This window comes from Thermosynechococcus vestitus BP-1, assembly GCF_000011345.1.
GTDB lineage: Bacteria > Cyanobacteriota > Cyanobacteriia > Thermosynechococcales > Thermosynechococcaceae > Thermosynechococcus > Thermosynechococcus vestitus.
The window spans coordinates 2,389,949-2,405,232 of the sequence record NC_004113.1 but is presented as its reverse complement, the minus strand read 5'-3'; the positions used below and the strand labels follow the sequence as shown (position 1 = coordinate 2,405,232).

The following is a 15,284-nucleotide window of genomic DNA, read 5'->3' as shown; positions in this document are numbered from 1 at the left end:
TTTTTAGCTTCTCAATACCCAACTTTCCCACACAAATTCATAATTCCACATTTCTTCGTGGCTTGCTCCCAGTTTGGCGCGGATGGCCTGCCGGCGCTCAGGAGCCTCAGGAAAAAAGTTGTGGAACTGAATCTGCAGAAAGCGGATACGCCTGATCCAGCCGGAAGAAATCAGCAGCTCCAAAAGGTCGTATTCTCCGCCTTCGATGTTTATTTTCATCAGGTCGATTTGCTTGAGTGCCAATTCTTCAAAAACACGGTCTGCACGCTTAATGCAAGCCTGACGTTGTGGCGTGTGAGGCTGCACGAAGGATATAAAGGAGGAACCATCGCCCTTCACTTCGATTGGCAGCAATGCATCGTTTGTGCCCAGACCATATCCATACACCTCGATGCGCGGGATCGCTCTAAATCTCTCGACACAATACGCATAGAACTCAGCCACTGGCTCGAACAGCAGCACCCTACAGCCGAATTGTTCGTAAATCGCGTTTGCAAAGTCACCACGGTACGCCCCTACATCAATCACCAGGCTATCACTGGTCAAGGGATAGTCGAGGCGCAGCGTTTGGTCTCCACGGTCCCTGAACCAGCGGCGAACCTCGCGAAGAAAGGGATCACGAAAGATATGGAGCTTGTAAAGGTAGCCGAGACGATTAGCGAGGCGGGCGAAGAAACTCATAGCAAAGGCTTCTCACATTCGACATTCAAGCTGATCAAAATCCCGTTTTCTTTATCCATGTGAGGGATGTAGGCTTGGGAGAAGTCGTCCACATGGGCGTGCTCCGTCTGCCGCCAGTCATAACGCCGGATGTTGACGAATCCTGCTTCGATGAGGTAGCGCAAAAGCGAATCGAAGTCGAAGACGTTGTAATGGATGTTGTAGAGGTAATCCTGCCGGCCGAACAGCGGGCCGATGACGAGGTCGAGCTTGCCGAAGCGCCTATAGACTTCGCAAATCTGGGCGAAACCCGGCACAGAGATCCTCAGAACGCCCCCTGGCCGCAGCAACCGATGCCATTCCTTCAGCACACGCGGCACTTCCCGGCGTTTGAAATGCTCGAGCACATGGCAGTTGTAGATCAGATCCACCGATCCATCTGGAATGAAGGAAAGATTGTCGATCGTGGCGACGTGATCCACGTGCGGATAACCGATCGTATGGATATGGACAAACCCAGGGATGAAGCGTTTGCCGCAACCAAGATGGAGTTTCATGAACTTGCCCTTTTACTTTCCTTTACCCGCAGACCGTTCCCAAAACGCACCTCTGCTGGCGGAAGATTTTTCACAATGCGTGCCGGCACTCCAGCCACCAAAACATCTTCGGGAACATCCCTGTTCACCACGGCTCCTGCAGCGACGATGCTGCGGCTACCGATTTTGACACCGGGAAGTATGATCGCGCCAGTTCCAATCCAGACATGGTCATCGATGGACACCAATTTGTTGATGCCGACAGCGGTGATGGGAAGAACAGACGAGTCGTGGGTGGGTGTGATGATCCGGGTGTAGGCAGCAATGGCGCAACGCTCGCCAATAACTATGAAGCCTTGGGATGAAGCATGCAGTGAGACGTGCACGCCAATCGAAGTATCGGCACCGATCCTGATGTGAGAGGGATAAGTCAGCCTGCATCTTCCAAAAATGTGTGCACCAGGGCCAAGGTAGCCCAAACGAAGACGGAGAAACGCCATACGTACACGCATCAGCGATTCACTGAGGAAGGCAGGCACACGAGCAGCGAACTTTACAATGGTTATTTCTCGAAAGCATCACAGGCCAATTGTAAACCATTGCCAAACAAGAATTCGAAACCATAGTCGTAAGACAGGCGGGCTCGTATTGTTCTGATGTCGCGGGTCATTGCACCACCCCTCGCTCCTGGAGCATGCGCAGGACGGCGCCTACCGATTCTTCCAGCGTCAGACATTCTGTATTGACAATCAGCTCGGGTTTCAGCGGCGGTTCATAGGGGGAATCGATGCCAGTGTAATTCTTGATTTCTCCGGCTCGGGCCCTTTTGTAGAGGCCTTTGACATCGCGCGCCTCGCAGACTTCCAGGCTGGCCTGGCAATAGATTTCCAGAAAATCCCCGTGTGGCATCCGGTTGCGGACAGCCTCGCGGTCGGCCCGAAAGGGGCTGATGAAAGCGGTCATGACAATCAACCCCGCTTCCATCATCAACTTAGCGACTTCGCCGATACGGCGGATATTTTCCTTGCGGTCGGATTCGGTGAAACCCAGATCGGAACAAAGGCCGTGTCGGACGTTGTCACCATCCAGAACGAAGGTGCGGTAGCCGAGCTGATGTAATCGTTCCTCCACCGCATGGGCGAGTGTCGATTTGCCGGCGCCGGACAAACCGGTAAACCACAGGACACAGGATTTGTGGCCGTTCAGTTGTTCGCGGCGAGCACGAGTCACCGTGGCCTGGTGCCAGATGATGTTTTCACGGGGATTACTCATGGTCTGGATCAAAAAGTTGGCGCTCATGGAACGGGCTTCAATGACTACGGATGCCTATGAGTCTTGACAAGAGCGGCTCCCAAATCCTAATTTGTTTGTCGGCTCCTCGCCGTAAAGCGCGAAATATCCAGTACCTTCTCTGCCGCTCCATCTGGTTTTGTGGAATCAAACAAGACTTCGGCTTTTTATCATATCCCCAGCCGTATCAATTCAGCCAGTTCGCGGATGACGAGTCCGGGCCGATGCTGATGTCTACCAGGGGAGCAAGGGACAAGTTGTAGGTTCGACACTTGTGATCGGGGATATCGACGGAGAGGGGGGGATTCGAACCCCCGTTAGGTGTTACCCTAAACTTGATTTCGAGTCAAGCGCATTCAACCACTCTGCCACCTCTCCACGGATCTCCAATCATAGCAAAGGTGAATGCCAAAGGCACACTGGGCGATCGCTCTCCCTGAAGGGAATTCTGGCGGCAAAGCCTTTTACCATAAAAGTATTCAGTTCACTTCAAACAACGACGGCATGAATATTAAACAGGGTTTTGTCGGCACCGTCGGGCAGACGCCGCTGATTCGCCTCAATTACTTTAGTGACCTCACGGGCTGTGAAATTCTCGGTAAAGCAGAGTTCCTCAACCCCGGTGGCTCCGTCAAGGATCGAGCGGCCCTCTACATTATTGAAGATGCTGAAAGAAAAGGCCTTCTCAAACCTGGCGGTACAGTGGTCGAGGGTACAGCGGGCAATACCGGCATTGGCCTAGCCCACATCTGCAATGCCAAGGGCTACAGGTGCTTGATTGTGATTCCCAATACCCAATCCCAAGAAAAAATTGACCTGTTGCGTACCCTAGGTGCCGAGGTGCGCCCCGTTCCTGCCGTGCCCTACAAAGACCCCAATAACTATGTGAAGCTCTCTGGCCGTATTGCTGCTGAGATGGAGAATGCCCTCTGGGCGAACCAGTTCGATAACCTTGCCAATCGCCAGGCCCACTACGAAACCACTGGCCCTGAAATCTGGGAGCAGACCGATGGCCGAATTGATGCGTGGGTAGCAGCCACTGGCACGGGGGGTACCTATGCAGGTGTAGCCCTGTTCCTCAAGGAAAAAAATCCCGCCATTCGCACCGTGATTGCTGATCCGATGGGCAGCGCTATCTATAGCTATGTAAAAACGGGTACCCTCAGTAGCACAGGGAGTTCAATCACTGAAGGCATTGGCAATAGCCGCATTACAGCCAATTTAGCAGGCGCTCCCATTGATGATGCGATTCAAATTGAGGATCAAGAGTGCCTTGACGTCATTTATCAACTGCTGCACTACGATGGCCTTTTCATGGGGGGCTCCGTGGGCATTAATGTCGGGGCAGCGGTACGCCTAGCCAAGGAACTCGGCCCCGGCCACACAATTGTCACAGTGCTGTGCGACGGGGGTTCCCGCTATCAATCGCGGCTCTTTAACCCAGAGTGGCTGGCCAGTAAAGGGCTACGGGTGCCAGAGATTAAAAAACGTTAAGTCTTGGGAACACTGTCTAAAATAGAGGGGTCAGAAGGGGACAAGTAGCCGCTAGGCGTGGGTGTGGACTTTACGCGAAGCATCAGCCGTGAAAAAACAACGTTGGTTTCCCCTGTTGGCCAGCCTGGTCTGTGGGGTGGCGATCGCCCTCCATCCTGTTGCGGTACAGGCACAAAATCTCTGGCAGCGGTTGCTGTTGCAGGGGCTTCAGGTCATCCAACTCTCCAATATCTCGCCCCGCCAAGAGGTGGCTTTGGGGCAACAGATCCATGAGCAGATGCTACGGCAAGGGATGCGCCTTGTTCGAAATCCCGCTGCTCAAAATTATGTGAATAGCATTGGTGCCCGCTTGGTCAGTGTCGGCGAACGTCGAGGGCTGCCCTATCAATTTCACATCATTCAAGACCGCGACATCAATGCCTATGCGACCATGGGGGGCTTTGTCTATGTCACAACAGGGCTCATGCTGCGGGCAGAAAACGAGGCGGAACTCGCCAGTGTCATTGCCCACGAAATTGGCCATATCGATCAGCGCCATGTGATTCGTCAACTGCAACAAATGGCGATCGCCCAGGGCTTAATGACCGCAGCTGGCTTGGAGCGCGATCGCGGGGTCCAACTGGCGATGGAACTTGCTTTTCGGCGACCCCGCAGTCGGGAGCAGGAATTGGAGGCCGATCGCTATGGGTTGCGGCTATTGGCTCGCAGCCACTACGATCCACGGGCGATGGTGACATTTCTGCAAAAATTGCAACGGGAGGGAGGGGCACCGCCGACGATTTTAAGTACGCACCCTGCTCCCCGCGATCGCCAGTTCATTGCCGAAAATTTAATCCGCTCTGGCCTCAGCAATGAATGCGTGGTTAGCCCCCAACCCCTCTGTGGCACCGATACCTTAGCCTATCAGCAACAACTGCGCTCCTTCTAAGCGCACCTAAGTGGCTAAAAGATTGCGCCAGCGGGCATAACGGCCCAAGGCAGTCAGCGGAAAGTGCTGCTGGTAGTAGTGGTACTTCAAGTAAAAGTGGCAGGGAAAGCCAGTGCCCGTGAAGTAATCCTCGTGCCATGTGCCATCTGGGCGCTGCGTCTCAAGAAGATAGGCAATTCCCCTTTCAATGGCCTCTGTGGCGTAGTCCCCCGTGGCATCGCCAGCGGCCAAAAGGCCAATAATCGCCCAAGCGGTTTGGGAAGCGGTGCTATCCCCTTTGCCCTTAAGGGAAGGGTCATGGTAGCTCCAGCAGGTTTCACCCCAGCCACCATCGGCATTTTGACACTGCATCAACCACTCAGCAGCACGGCGAATACGCCAGCGATCGTAGCGAGGAGCCACAAGGGAGAGGGCAGTCAGCACCCCGCTCGTACCATAGAGGTAGTTCACCCCCCAACGGCCAAACCAACAGCCTTCCGGTTCCTGCTCATTGCGCAAGTAAGCAAGGGCGCGATCGAGGGCAACCCTATCAAAGGCCAACTGACAGCGACCCACCATCTCCAGCACTCGTGCCGTAACATCAGCAGTATTCGGGTCAATCATTGCCTTGAGATCCCCGTAGGGAATCCCATTGAGCCAATCTTGGTCGTTGTCCACATCAAAGGCCGCCCAACCCCCTGGCCGACACTGCATTGAGGCAATCCAAGCGACTGCCCGCTCAATGGCTCGCCGTTTTAGGTTTTCGTTGGGTAGGGTCACAGCATGGAGCGCCATCACCACCACCGCTGTATCATCCACATCGGGGTAGAAGCGATTCTCAAATTCAAAGGCCCATCCGCCCGGCCGACCTTTCTTGTTTTTGATGTGCCAGTCCCCATAGTCAAGGATTTGCTTGGAGAGTAGCCATTCGCCAGCTTTGACAAGGGCGGGATGATCGGGAGCAACCCCTGAATCCACCATGGCTCGCATCACTAAGGCGGTATCCCAAACGGGGGAGACACAGGGCTGCACGCGGTACTCCGTTTCCGTTTCAATGGCGAAGCGATCCACTGCCGCCATCCCCCGCTGCACAATGGGGTCATCAACCGCATAGTCAAGGGCACGCAACGCCAATAGGGAGTTGAGCATTGCCGGAATAATGCCGCCCCAGTCGCCACTGGCTTCTTGACGCTCCAGCACCCATTCCTCGGCAGCCTTGAGCCCCTGTTCTCTGAGGGGATGAATGTTCAGCGTTTCAAAGAGTTTGAAGACGCGATCGAGGCCAATAAAAACATCACGCCAGTCGCCTTGGCGAGGCAGTTCCCAGACCACATTTGCCCGCCCTTCGCTGTAGAGTTCATCGAGGGTAATGGGCGGGTCCATCCCATAAACAGGCTTGCGATCCATGACGATTAGCAGCGGCACCGTGCTGCTACGGGCCCAACTGGACATTTCATAAATCGTGAAGGGGCTCCCCTCTGGCAGAAGCATTATCCAAGGGGGCAGGGAGGGAATCCCCCGCCAGTCATAGCAACCAATGAGGGCAAGGTGCAGTTTGGTAAAGATGCGCGTTTTGCTAATGCCACCGCGGGCAAGGATAAATTGCCGTGCCTTCACCAAGGCTGGATCGGTTTCGGGAACGCCCAAGAGCCGCAATCCCATGTAGGCTTCAACACTGGTGCTGAGATCACCACCATCGCCATAAAACAGTTCCCAACCGCCGTGATCCCGCTGATGGTTGCGCAAATACTGTTCCGCCTTGGCCAAGGGTAACCGCTGTTCGGTGCCCCAGATTTTGTGGAGCAGGATCACCTCTGCGGTCATGGTTACATTGGACTCCAATTCCGCCCACCAGTAGCCCTCGGCATATTGCTGCGAAAAGAGAAAGTCTTGGCTGGCGCGAATCGCCTGTTGGAGTTGCTTTGGGTCAATGGCCGTCGCAAGTGAAGTTGGCATGATCCTTCGGCTGTTAGACTCTTGGTTAGTTTAGCGGCGGCGATCGCTCCCTCGCAAGCGTCCTAGAGTTGGGTTACGATTAAGGCTATGTCTTTGCGTCAACACCAGCATCCTCTGATTCAGCGCCTTGCTGATCGCATTGAAGCGATTTGGCAGGCTTTCTTTCCCTTGGCACCCTACGCTCTGCCTGAAGATCTCGGTTATGTCGAGGGTAAACTAGAAGGGGAACGGCTAACGATTGAGAACCACTGCTACCAAGCCCCTCCCTTTCGCAAGCTTCACCTGGAATTGGCACGGGTAGGGGAGAGTTTGGACATTTTGCACTGTGTCATGTTTCCAGAGCCGCGCTACGACCTACCCATGTTTGGCTGTGATCTCGTCGGTGGCCGCGGGCAAATTAGTGCTGCGATTGTGGATCTCTCCCCTGTGACGGGTCAGTTGCCCGCTGCCTACACCTGCGCCTTAAATGCTTTGCCGAAGCTCACCTTTCGTCAACCGCGTGAGCTGCCCCCTTGGGGACATATCTTCTCGCCGTTTTGCATTTTTATTCGGCCACAGGGAGAAGCTGAGGAACAGCAATTTCTAGATCGCATTGGTGAATACCTTACCCTCCACTGTCAACTTAGCCAGCAGGCCGTACCCACGGATCACCCCCAAGCGGTCATTGCCGGTCAACGGCAGTATTGCCAGCAACAGCAGCAAAACGATAAAACCCGTCGTGTTCTGGAAAAGGCCTTTGGTGTCCCTTGGGCGGAACGCTACATGACCACTGTGCTTTTTGATGTCCCCCCGGTGTAGGGGTTCACTCCTGATGTGGCACTGGCAAACCACTGAGCTTGGGCGCTTTCTCACCTGCGATCTCCTGCAGGGGTTTCGCCATGGCTTCTTTACTCGCGATTGGCAAGGACAAGACCTCAGCGCCCTCACTGCAGCCTTAGGAGCAACAGCAACACCCCTGCGAACGCAACAGGTGCATGGCGATCGCGTGGCTTTGGCAGCGGAAGTTTTAGCCTGGGAGCAGCCCTTGGCAGCAGATGCCCTTGTGGCCACAGGGTCTAATCAAGCCCTCTGGGTTTGTAGTGCCGACTGTGTACCCTTGTTGGTTGCCGATGTTGCCAGTGGACGAGTGGCAGCCATTCATGCGGGGTGGCGGGGAACAGCAATCCAAATCTCGAAGGCCACGCTCCAGCAGATGCAAGCATGCGGCAGTGATCTTGCCAATTTACGGATTGCCATGGGGCCTGCCATTCGCGGTGAGGTCTATCAAGTGGGGCTGAAGGTTGCCCGTGCCTTGGCGCAGACCATTCTTGAGGGGATCACAGAAACCACTGACCGCGATGATCTCTACCAGCGTTTCGCGGCCCTAGACCCAGCGGCGGTCTTTCTTGATCCGGATCCTGAGCGCCTGCGAGTGGATGTGGCCCGGGTCAATCGTCTGCAATTGCTGCAGTTGGGACTGCGGGATGAGCAAATTGCCCTGTCGCCCCACTGTACGTTTCGCGATGCTGAGTTCTTTTTCTCCTATCGCCGTGAACCTCTGAAGCAGGTGCAGTGGTCGGGAATTGTCAGTCGGTTCCGATGATTGGCGTTGCAACCGGAGCAGCCATCGCTGGCGCTTGGAGCGATCGCCACCGCCAGCCCCCAACTTTTCCTGCCCTAGTCTGTGTCCTTGGATTTACAGAGACGGCATTAATTCCTGGCATCTCGGCGGCGGGTCAAACCCCCAGCGATCGCCAAATCACAGCCTTGGCCGATGGTGAGTTCCTCCTGCGGGGCATTCAACCCCAGTACCACTATGCACTACCGCCCCTGACGGCGGGTGCTTCCCCTGCGTTGATTAGTCGTGCCCTCATTGAGGCTTTGGCGTTGCCCCTTTACGTCTTTGATGCGGGTTTACCCCTACCGCGGTTGCCTGAGATGATTGATTTGGGGGGCACACCCGCTCGCTGCCTAACCACGGGTCAGGCGATGACACCACAAATGGTGGCGCACCTCTGGGAACAGGGATGGTCCTGGGGGGCCAAGCTCAGCAGCCAATATCCGTGGCTGATCATTGCTGAATGCGTCGTGGGGGGCACAACCACTGCCCTTGCCCTCTGTGAAAGTCTGGGCATCCCCGCTCGCGATTGTGTAGGCAGTAGCCATCGCCAAAGCAACCATACCCAAAAGTGGTCCCTCGTTCAAAAGGGGCTGGCCCATCTCCCTCCTCAGGCAGATCCCTTCACCTGTGTAGCGGCCATTGGCGATCCAATGCAGGTGGTGGTGGCTGCGATGGCCCTGCGGGCCAGTCAAACCTGTGGTGTTTTGCTGGCGGGGGGGTCGCAAATGATCGCGGTCTATGCGTTTGGGCGGGCGATCGCCCAGTGGCGTCAGCTGCCTTGGCGTCCAGAACAAATTGTGGTGGGCACCACTCGTTGGCTGATTGAAGATCAAACGGCTCAGATTCACCGCTTAGCCGAGCGTGTGCAGTGTCCGCTCATTTACACTCAACTGGACTTCAGCTTGTCCCGTCATCCTGCCCTGCGTGCCTATGAACAGGGATTTGTCAAGGAAGGGGTCGGGGCAGGGGGCTGTGCCATTGCTGGCCATCTACTGGCGGGCTGGCGTAATTCAGAAATGGTGGATATTGTTGACAGGTTGGCCGATCGCTGGGCAAAGGGGATGTAACCCCTTGAGGTCATTTGGCAAAAGGGCGAAGCCGCTGGGGGTTGAGCCCTTCGATACAGCGCGGCATTTGACCCGGAGGGGGCGATCGTCAACAGGATAGTTGCCCTGGTATTTTTTAGGGCCTTTGTGGTTGGCTAACTTCAGGGGGGCGATCGACGGTCTTTATCGCTATATCAGCAGCTTCGCTGGGGTGGTGAACTTGGAATTTCCCCTTGCGGGCCCGTTCTAGGAAGACGTCCTCGACTGTGAGACTGGGTTGAAGACCTTCGCTGTAACCGTCATACTGGCTGGGTCTCGCTGGTCACTTCTACTCCAGGGGGTTCACCCATGGCCAACCGACAGGCGGCAAGACTGGCACGGCTGTACATCTGCTCTAGGGTGGCCATTAACTGGGCTACTTCACTGGAAACTTCGTGGGGAAAGGGGGGTAAGACAGAAAGCACCCCCTGGGGTTGGCCACGGGGGACAAGCACCACTAACTCTGGCGGTAGGGGCTGGCGATATTGGCAAAAGCGGGCATCGGTTTTCGGCGGCTCATAGAGGGGTGGAGGGGTGGGCACCATAGAGGGGGTGGTCGCCGTTGCCCGATAGTGGCGCAGGCGTTGGAGAATCTCCTCTTTGGTTTTGCCCCGCAATTGAAAGAGGAGAAAGGGATCTTCGTTGAAGGACTGTCCCAACAAGTAATAGACGGCGCCAATATGTTTGCAGGGATTGACTGGGTCAGGACAATTGCAGCGGCTATGGATGTCAAATTTCGTGAAGGGAAATAAACTCAGTCCCGCTTGGGTAAAGACTTCTTCAATACTGGGGGGCAATTCACCCGCCAGGAGCTTCGCGGCATAGAAGGCTTTTTGTGCCATGCCGTCAATGGCATATTGCCACTGCTCTTCACTAAAGGCATCCAAATACAGTTTGACGTGATAGGGTTCGGCGGCCGTGCCCTGAACCTGGGCATGGACTTGGTTGCCCTTGAACTCCAAGGTGAGGACTCGCCCCTCCCGCACATAATTGCGTGCCCGTTCTAAGCGCCGTCGCCAGCCAAAGGACTCCAGCACACCTATCCAGCGTTCACTCCACCAATGTTGACGCCCCTGGGCACTGTCGCGATCGCCGGCTGCTACCTCAACGACAGGTTCAGAGGCTGCCGTTGTCGCTGTGACATCAAGCGTTACAGGAGCTGACTGCTGCTTTTGCTTTTGTTTAAGACTGGCAGCTTTGCGGGTAATCTTGAGAATCTGCGGCTGTTTCATGGGTCATATGCCACGGCTATTCTTCCTATCATAGGTTGCTGGCCTAGAGGATGAGGTGAATGTCCCAGGTGGTAATGTCCCAGGTTTGTATCACACAGCCACTTCCCTGCCGGCGAATCAACCAAAGGTGGCGATCGCCCGTAAAGCCCAGGCCATCAATCTCCTGTTCACTTTCAGCCGTACCGACAATTTCACCGCTGTGGGTCACTAAATTCAAACTATGGCGACCCGCCACCACATAGCCCCAAGGTGTGGCACAGAGAAATTGGGGACGAAACCGCAGCCCCAAGCGTTGAATCCGCCAAGGCCGCAAATGTAGGAGCACTAATAGAGGTTGCTGCGGATGATCCTCAAAGGCCGCTACTTGCCATGGTTGGTGATGGGCAGGGGTCAACAACGTCAGGTGGGCAGGCAGTGGGGTGTATAGTCGCCAGTGTCCTCGGCGGTCAAAGAGTTGAAAATGGGTGATGGGATGCGCCGTTTCAGGATCTTGGGAGCGACTAATCACCGCCCCATAGCGACGATTGAGGAGTAGGGTATCGACAAAAGTCCGTCCATGCCACTGACAGCGAAGGGTACGCCGCCCTTGACCATTGATCAATTGAACATGAAGCTGTAATTCCGCTGCTGCACTATCAATCTGGGTTTCTGCCCACCAATACCCCCTCGCATCAATGGTCAATGGGTTCAGGGTAGAGGGAAGATGACCGTCTAGGGGGATCAACTGGTCATGGATACAGAAAAGCTGCGGGGGCAGAGCATTGATTCGCAGCCAAGCACTGACTTCACTGCCATAGAGTTGAATGGGCAGCGGTGGTAGCGGCCATTGAGCCGTCGCTTCGGGTATAGTCTCCCTAGCTTGCCAAGCCCAGAGGCGATCGCCCACCACCCCATAGAAACCTGTGGCGGTACTGGCAACCTGTTGGGGTAGTCGCGGCAAAGCAAAGCCCTGGGGTTCCCCCAGCCAAACCGCCGCCGGTGACCTAGAAAACAATAGGGGCTGCTGATGATGCTCTGCTTCAATAACCTCTAGGGCTAATTGCACAGCCATCGTCATTTCCGCTGCACTTTTATAGCGGCGCTGCGGTAATTTATCCAAGGCCTTAGCAATAATGCTCCGCACCAGAAAGGGCAGCCCCTCGGGAAGGGTATAGGGGCGGCTGAGGTGGGCAGCCATGAGTTCAGCAGGTGTACCGTGGAAGGGGCGATCGCCAACAATCATCTCGTACAGAAGGATCCCTACTGCGTAGAGATCTGAAGCGGGCATTGTCTGACCATAGAAACGCTCCGGTGCCATATAGGCGGGGGAGCCCGTTTGACCGCTGCCCTTGACATCCTCAATTAGCCGCGCCACGCCAAAATCGGACACCTTTGCCTGCCAGCCCGTCGCCGTCACCTCCAGCAGGATATTTTCCGGTTTGAGATCGCAGTGGAGAATGCCGCGATGATGGGCATAGGCCAAGGCAGAGAGAATGTCCAATGTGAGGCGCAAAGCCGTCGTCAGGGGCAAGGCCTGTTCCTGCTCTAGGAGCGATCGCAATGTCCCCCCAGCACAATAGTCCATCACCAAACTGCGGCTCACCTGGGGGCTATGGTGCACACGAATATAGTCAATTGCTTGACAGCCCACCACATGGGGATGCTGAAGCGTCAGGAGGAAGTTCAACTCCCGCAAAAAGCCACGGGTCAGCAATTGCCGCTCGCTGAGCACTTTAATCGCTACAAGGTCACCCGACTCGCGATTGACGGCCAGATAAACTTGCCCATACTGGCCTTGACCCGCTAGATCCACCAGTCGGTAACGGGAGGTTTGGGCAGCATGAGCTGTGGCGAACAACAAGCCTCAACCATCAATGAAAAACATTTCTCAAAATGATTCGCGATCGCGTCCCTGTCAATGCAGGGTCAGAAGGAGAATAATTCTCCCCTAGGAGAAGAGGATTTCTAAGGGCACCTCCTTTATTGTCCCCTCTTGATTGTCCTGTTCAATACTCCCCACTTCATGGATGCGCTTGGCCAGATCCCGTGCCCGCTGATAACTGCTAATGTCCCCCTGTTCAAAGAAGAGCTTGGCTGCTGTGCGCAGATCCTCTACTGCGCCCTTGCGATCCCCCAGCGTTGAGCGCGCCACACCGCGATTATGATAGGCCTTGGCATAGGTATCGTTGAGGCGAATCGCTTCTGTGTAATCGAGAATGGCTGCTTCGGCATCCCCTAAACGCTGATGGGTCAGGCCGCGGTTGTAGTAGGCCTTGGCATGGCTGGGATTCACTTGGATAACTTGGGTATTTTTCTCAATTTCCCGCAAGCAATCCAGCACTTCTTCAATTTGTTTTTGCTCTGTGTCGAGAATGCGGGTGTAGTCGTGGAGATCCTGTGCCCCTTGGTTGAGTTGCATCACCTGTTTTTGCACATCCTCAAGGCGATCGCGCACCTGAGCAAGGGCAAGGTTGAGGCTAGCCAACTCTGACTGCTGCTGCCCTTGGGAGGCCACCAGTTCAGCAATTTTGGCCTCCTGTTGCTGCCGGAAGACTTGGAACTGGTCATCCAGTTTTTTGCGGCTCACCCAGTTTAAGCCCACCGCTAACGAAAGGGGCAAGGGGGCGATCGCCGTCAAAATTGCCTGTTGGGTTGCAGCAGCGGCCACAGACAACACAACCGTTAACCCTGTTGCGCCCCATTCTAGGGGTTCAAGCCCCCGGCGAGATGGCATGCCATGGGAGTTTAAACTACGGTCTTCCATCATATGGTGCCTCCCTGAGGATAAACAATGAAGGGGTTCTTATGCATCCGAGGTATTGGCGAAATATTGCCCCACCTGCACTTGGGTATCTTTCAACTGTGTAATCATCGTGCGAGTAATGAGCTTACCTGCCTCCACCAAGACGCGGCCATCGAGGGGGTGCAAAATATCCTGCTCAGCCCGCCGCCCAATCAAAGACTCAATATCTTCAACTGCGTTGACATACATCCCTGAGGGTAGCTCTACCACCACCCCCGGCCCCAGTACCCGTGCCTGACAGGCCAAACGAGAGGTGGCATTGGCCGTTGTAATCACCTCAAGGGTGCGTTGCTCACGCTTATTGATGGGGGAGAGGCTCTCCATCCCCTCTTTGATATAGACATGGCAGGTGGCACACATCCCGCGCCCGCCACACTCCTTGAGCACATGGAGTTCAGAGTCCAATAGAGCAGACAGCAAATTGTCATTGGTATTAACCGTGGTTTCCCGCGAGATGGGTTCAAGCTTGACAACTTTGGCCACTGCTCTTTTCTCCTTTTAATGACGCATAGAGAGTTACTTTAGGATCATACTCAAGCGGCCTGAGCGCGACATAGCCGCTCCATAATCGTGTCATGACCCTGTCCTTCCTGCAGCCAAGCCTCGGCCGGTTGGACCCGCTCCCGCAAGCCCAAGACAAAGAGATTATGGGTTGCCCCCAGGGTTTCACAGGCGGTTTGCACACAGTGGAGATCGCGACCGGTCAATTGGCTGAAGAAGGATTCTAAAATGCCTGCTTCCGCAGCGCATTGGGGCTGACCCGTATTTTTGGGAGCCGCCGCCGCAAAGGGAGAGTCCCACGTTTTCACCACCAAAAAGCCCTGTTGGTAGAAGCTCACATCGAGGTCAATCGTGCCCCAACCGTGGGTCTTCCAGCATTCCTTGAGGCATTGGAGAAACTCCACCATTTCCATCTCCGCAAGGGGACGGCGATAGTACTCGCTGACATCCTCGACAAAGCGGCGATAAAAGTTTTTGCCCCACCAGCGACCACAGTTAAAAAGCACAACCCCAGAGGCCTGCCCTACTTCTTGATCAAGGCCCGCATAGATGGCTTGGAGCAAAACATCGGGGAGGGCAATCAGACGGGCACCTTTGCGGTTTTCAATGAGACCCGTTTCAAAATCTCCCTGCACATAGGCATCGGCAGCGTAGTAATTGCCGGGGATGACGGGATCTTTGACCAAATCAGCAACGGAGATCATAGGACATCCTCATTTGTAGGCATGACAAGCAATTTCAACAGTCCCTTAGGCGTGGACGGAGACCACCGCTGGCAAGCCCACCAGGGTCGCTTGCGCCTGATCCAATAGCGGCAAAATCAAGTCCTGCTGAGCGTCCGTGAGCATTTCCTTGAGGCGGTCACTGAGAAGCTCGTGACAACTGCGCCATAGGGTTTGGGTTTGGTGGGCCTTGACCACTTCCGTGAGCCACTCTAGGAGTCGATGCTGCAAAAACTCGGGATTGTTTAGGAGCATGGCCATGGCGGCATAGCGCAGGAGGGCGATCGCCTGGCGTAACACCTGCTCAAGGGTTTGCGGGGTTTCGGTGGGATATTGCTTTTGCAGGGCATCAGCCACAGGCTGAAAGATTTCAATTTCATGATCCCGCAGAAATTCATAGGTGCTTAACCGCTGCTGCAGGGACTCGATGTGGTGGCGAAAGACTTTGATGTCCACATTGCTGAGGTAGTTTTCTTCAGCTTTGTAGTAGAGATTCATTAACTCGGTGTGCATAGGGGT

The 15,284-nt window shown here is 55.1% G+C and carries 16 protein-coding genes and 1 tRNA gene; 5 read left to right on the top strand and 12 right to left on the bottom strand.

Going from position 1 to position 15,284, the window contains the following annotated elements; translation table 11 throughout:
* Window positions 1–3: 3 nt before the first annotated feature.
* The 5 genes from TLL_RS11750 to TLL_RS11730 form a co-directional block, all read right to left on the bottom strand.
* Complete coding sequence (locus TLL_RS11750) at window positions 4–681, bottom strand: FkbM family methyltransferase (protein WP_164921024.1); 678 nt, start codon at window positions 679–681, stop codon at window positions 4–6.
* Window positions 678–1,217, bottom strand: coding sequence for a class I SAM-dependent methyltransferase (locus tag TLL_RS11745; RefSeq protein WP_164921023.1), 540 nt, complete (start codon window positions 1,215–1,217; stop codon window positions 678–680). The genes TLL_RS11750 and TLL_RS11745 overlap by 4 nt, the downstream gene beginning before the upstream one ends.
* Entirely contained in the window at window positions 1,214–1,696 is a 483-nt protein-coding gene (locus tag TLL_RS11740) for an acyltransferase (RefSeq protein WP_164921022.1), read from the bottom strand. The genes TLL_RS11745 and TLL_RS11740 overlap by 4 nt, the downstream gene beginning before the upstream one ends.
* Before the next feature lie 166 nt (window positions 1,697–1,862).
* Entirely contained in the window at window positions 1,863–2,468 is a 606-nt protein-coding gene (gene cysC, locus TLL_RS11735; RefSeq protein ID WP_011058145.1) for an adenylyl-sulfate kinase, read from the bottom strand.
* A gap of 309 nt (window positions 2,469–2,777) precedes the next feature.
* Window positions 2,778–2,864: transfer RNA gene (locus TLL_RS11730), tRNA-Ser, on the bottom strand.
* Between the two features lie 126 nt (window positions 2,865–2,990).
* On the opposite strand from TLL_RS11730, the gene TLL_RS11725 reads away from it, so the two are divergent.
* Together TLL_RS11725 and TLL_RS11720 are read left to right on the top strand one after the other, a co-directional pair.
* The gene (locus tag TLL_RS11725) at window positions 2,991–3,980 is read left to right on the top strand and encodes a cysteine synthase A (RefSeq protein WP_164921231.1); all 990 of its coding nucleotides are present in this window, start codon (window positions 2,991–2,993) and stop codon (window positions 3,978–3,980) included.
* An 88-nt stretch (window positions 3,981–4,068) separates the two neighbouring features.
* Window positions 4,069–4,908 (top strand): M48 family metallopeptidase, encoded by an 840-nt coding sequence (locus TLL_RS11720; RefSeq protein ID WP_164921020.1) that lies wholly within the window; start codon window positions 4,069–4,071, stop codon window positions 4,906–4,908.
* A gap of 6 nt (window positions 4,909–4,914) precedes the next feature.
* Here the strand turns inward: TLL_RS11720 and shc are convergent, their stop codons facing one another.
* Window positions 4,915–6,843 (bottom strand): squalene--hopene cyclase, encoded by a 1,929-nt coding sequence (gene shc / locus TLL_RS11715; protein ID WP_011058142.1) that lies wholly within the window; start codon window positions 6,841–6,843, stop codon window positions 4,915–4,917.
* A gap of 87 nt (window positions 6,844–6,930) precedes the next feature.
* On the opposite strand from shc, the gene TLL_RS11710 reads away from it, so the two are divergent.
* Genes TLL_RS11710 through cobT form a run of 3 tightly spaced genes read left to right on the top strand, consistent with a single transcriptional unit; the run spans window position 6,931 to window position 9,510 of the window.
* A complete protein-coding gene (locus TLL_RS11710) occupies window positions 6,931–7,641 on the top strand; it encodes a phycocyanobilin:ferredoxin oxidoreductase (protein WP_011058141.1) in 711 nt (236 codons plus the stop codon).
* Between the two features lie 13 nt (window positions 7,642–7,654).
* Window positions 7,655–8,425, top strand: a complete 771-nt coding sequence (gene pgeF, locus TLL_RS11705; protein ID WP_164921019.1) for a peptidoglycan editing factor PgeF — start codon at window positions 7,655–7,657, stop codon at window positions 8,423–8,425.
* Window positions 8,422–9,510, top strand: coding sequence for a nicotinate mononucleotide-dependent phosphoribosyltransferase CobT (gene cobT / locus TLL_RS11700; protein ID WP_231833782.1), 1,089 nt, complete (start codon window positions 8,422–8,424; stop codon window positions 9,508–9,510). Before pgeF ends, cobT begins: the two co-directional genes overlap by 4 nt.
* 278 nt (window positions 9,511–9,788) lie before the next feature.
* Here the strand turns inward: cobT and TLL_RS11695 are convergent, their stop codons facing one another.
* From TLL_RS11695 to TLL_RS11670, 6 genes are all read right to left on the bottom strand, one after another.
* Window positions 9,789–10,760, bottom strand: coding sequence for a hypothetical protein (locus TLL_RS11695; protein ID WP_011058138.1), 972 nt, complete (start codon window positions 10,758–10,760; stop codon window positions 9,789–9,791).
* A gap of 43 nt (window positions 10,761–10,803) precedes the next feature.
* On the bottom strand, window positions 10,804–12,597 hold the full coding sequence (locus TLL_RS11690) for a serine/threonine-protein kinase (protein WP_164921018.1): 1,794 nt from the start codon (window positions 12,595–12,597) through the stop codon (window positions 10,804–10,806).
* Between the two features lie 90 nt (window positions 12,598–12,687).
* Window positions 12,688–13,506, bottom strand: coding sequence for a tetratricopeptide repeat protein (locus TLL_RS11685; protein ID WP_011058136.1), 819 nt, complete (start codon window positions 13,504–13,506; stop codon window positions 12,688–12,690).
* Between the two features lie 36 nt (window positions 13,507–13,542).
* Entirely contained in the window at window positions 13,543–14,025 is a 483-nt protein-coding gene (locus TLL_RS11680; RefSeq protein ID WP_011058135.1) for a 2Fe-2S iron-sulfur cluster-binding protein, read from the bottom strand.
* Window positions 14,026–14,075: 50 nt separating this feature from the next.
* The gene (locus tag TLL_RS11675; RefSeq protein ID WP_011058134.1) at window positions 14,076–14,747 is read right to left on the bottom strand and encodes a V4R domain-containing protein; all 672 of its coding nucleotides are present in this window, start codon (window positions 14,745–14,747) and stop codon (window positions 14,076–14,078) included.
* Between the two features lie 45 nt (window positions 14,748–14,792).
* Complete coding sequence (locus TLL_RS11670) at window positions 14,793–15,278, bottom strand: phycobilisome protein (protein ID WP_011058133.1); 486 nt, start codon at window positions 15,276–15,278, stop codon at window positions 14,793–14,795.
* Window positions 15,279–15,284: the final 6 nt, after the last annotated feature.

Bases quoted from the DNA above. Each gene is read 5' to 3' on its own strand.
- TLL_RS11710 (WP_011058141.1), top strand. From the start codon at position 6,931: ATGTCTTTGCGTCAACACCAGCATCCTCTGATTCAGCGCCTTGCTGAT.
- shc (WP_011058142.1), bottom strand. From the start codon at position 6,843: ATGCCAACTTCACTTGCGACGGCCATTGACCCAAAGCAACTCCAACAG.
- TLL_RS11745 (WP_164921023.1), bottom strand. From the start codon at position 1,217: ATGAAACTCCATCTTGGTTGCGGCAAACGCTTCATCCCTGGGTTTGTC.
- TLL_RS11725 (WP_164921231.1), top strand. From the start codon at position 2,991: ATGAATATTAAACAGGGTTTTGTCGGCACCGTCGGGCAGACGCCGCTG.
- pgeF (WP_164921019.1), top strand. From the start codon at position 7,655: ATGTGGCACTGGCAAACCACTGAGCTTGGGCGCTTTCTCACCTGCGAT.
- TLL_RS11750 (WP_164921024.1), bottom strand. From the start codon at position 681: ATGAGTTTCTTCGCCCGCCTCGCTAATCGTCTCGGCTACCTTTACAAG.
- TLL_RS11740 (WP_164921022.1), bottom strand. From the start codon at position 1,696: ATGGCGTTTCTCCGTCTTCGTTTGGGCTACCTTGGCCCTGGTGCACAC.
- TLL_RS11675 (WP_011058134.1), bottom strand. From the start codon at position 14,747: ATGATCTCCGTTGCTGATTTGGTCAAAGATCCCGTCATCCCCGGCAAT.
- cobT (WP_231833782.1), top strand. From the start codon at position 8,422: ATGATTGGCGTTGCAACCGGAGCAGCCATCGCTGGCGCTTGGAGCGAT.
- cysC (WP_011058145.1), bottom strand. From the start codon at position 2,468: ATGAGTAATCCCCGTGAAAACATCATCTGGCACCAGGCCACGGTGACT.
- TLL_RS11695 (WP_011058138.1), bottom strand. From the start codon at position 10,760: ATGAAACAGCCGCAGATTCTCAAGATTACCCGCAAAGCTGCCAGTCTT.
- TLL_RS11685 (WP_011058136.1), bottom strand. From the start codon at position 13,506: ATGATGGAAGACCGTAGTTTAAACTCCCATGGCATGCCATCTCGCCGG.
- TLL_RS11670 (WP_011058133.1), bottom strand. From the start codon at position 15,278: ATGCACACCGAGTTAATGAATCTCTACTACAAAGCTGAAGAAAACTAC.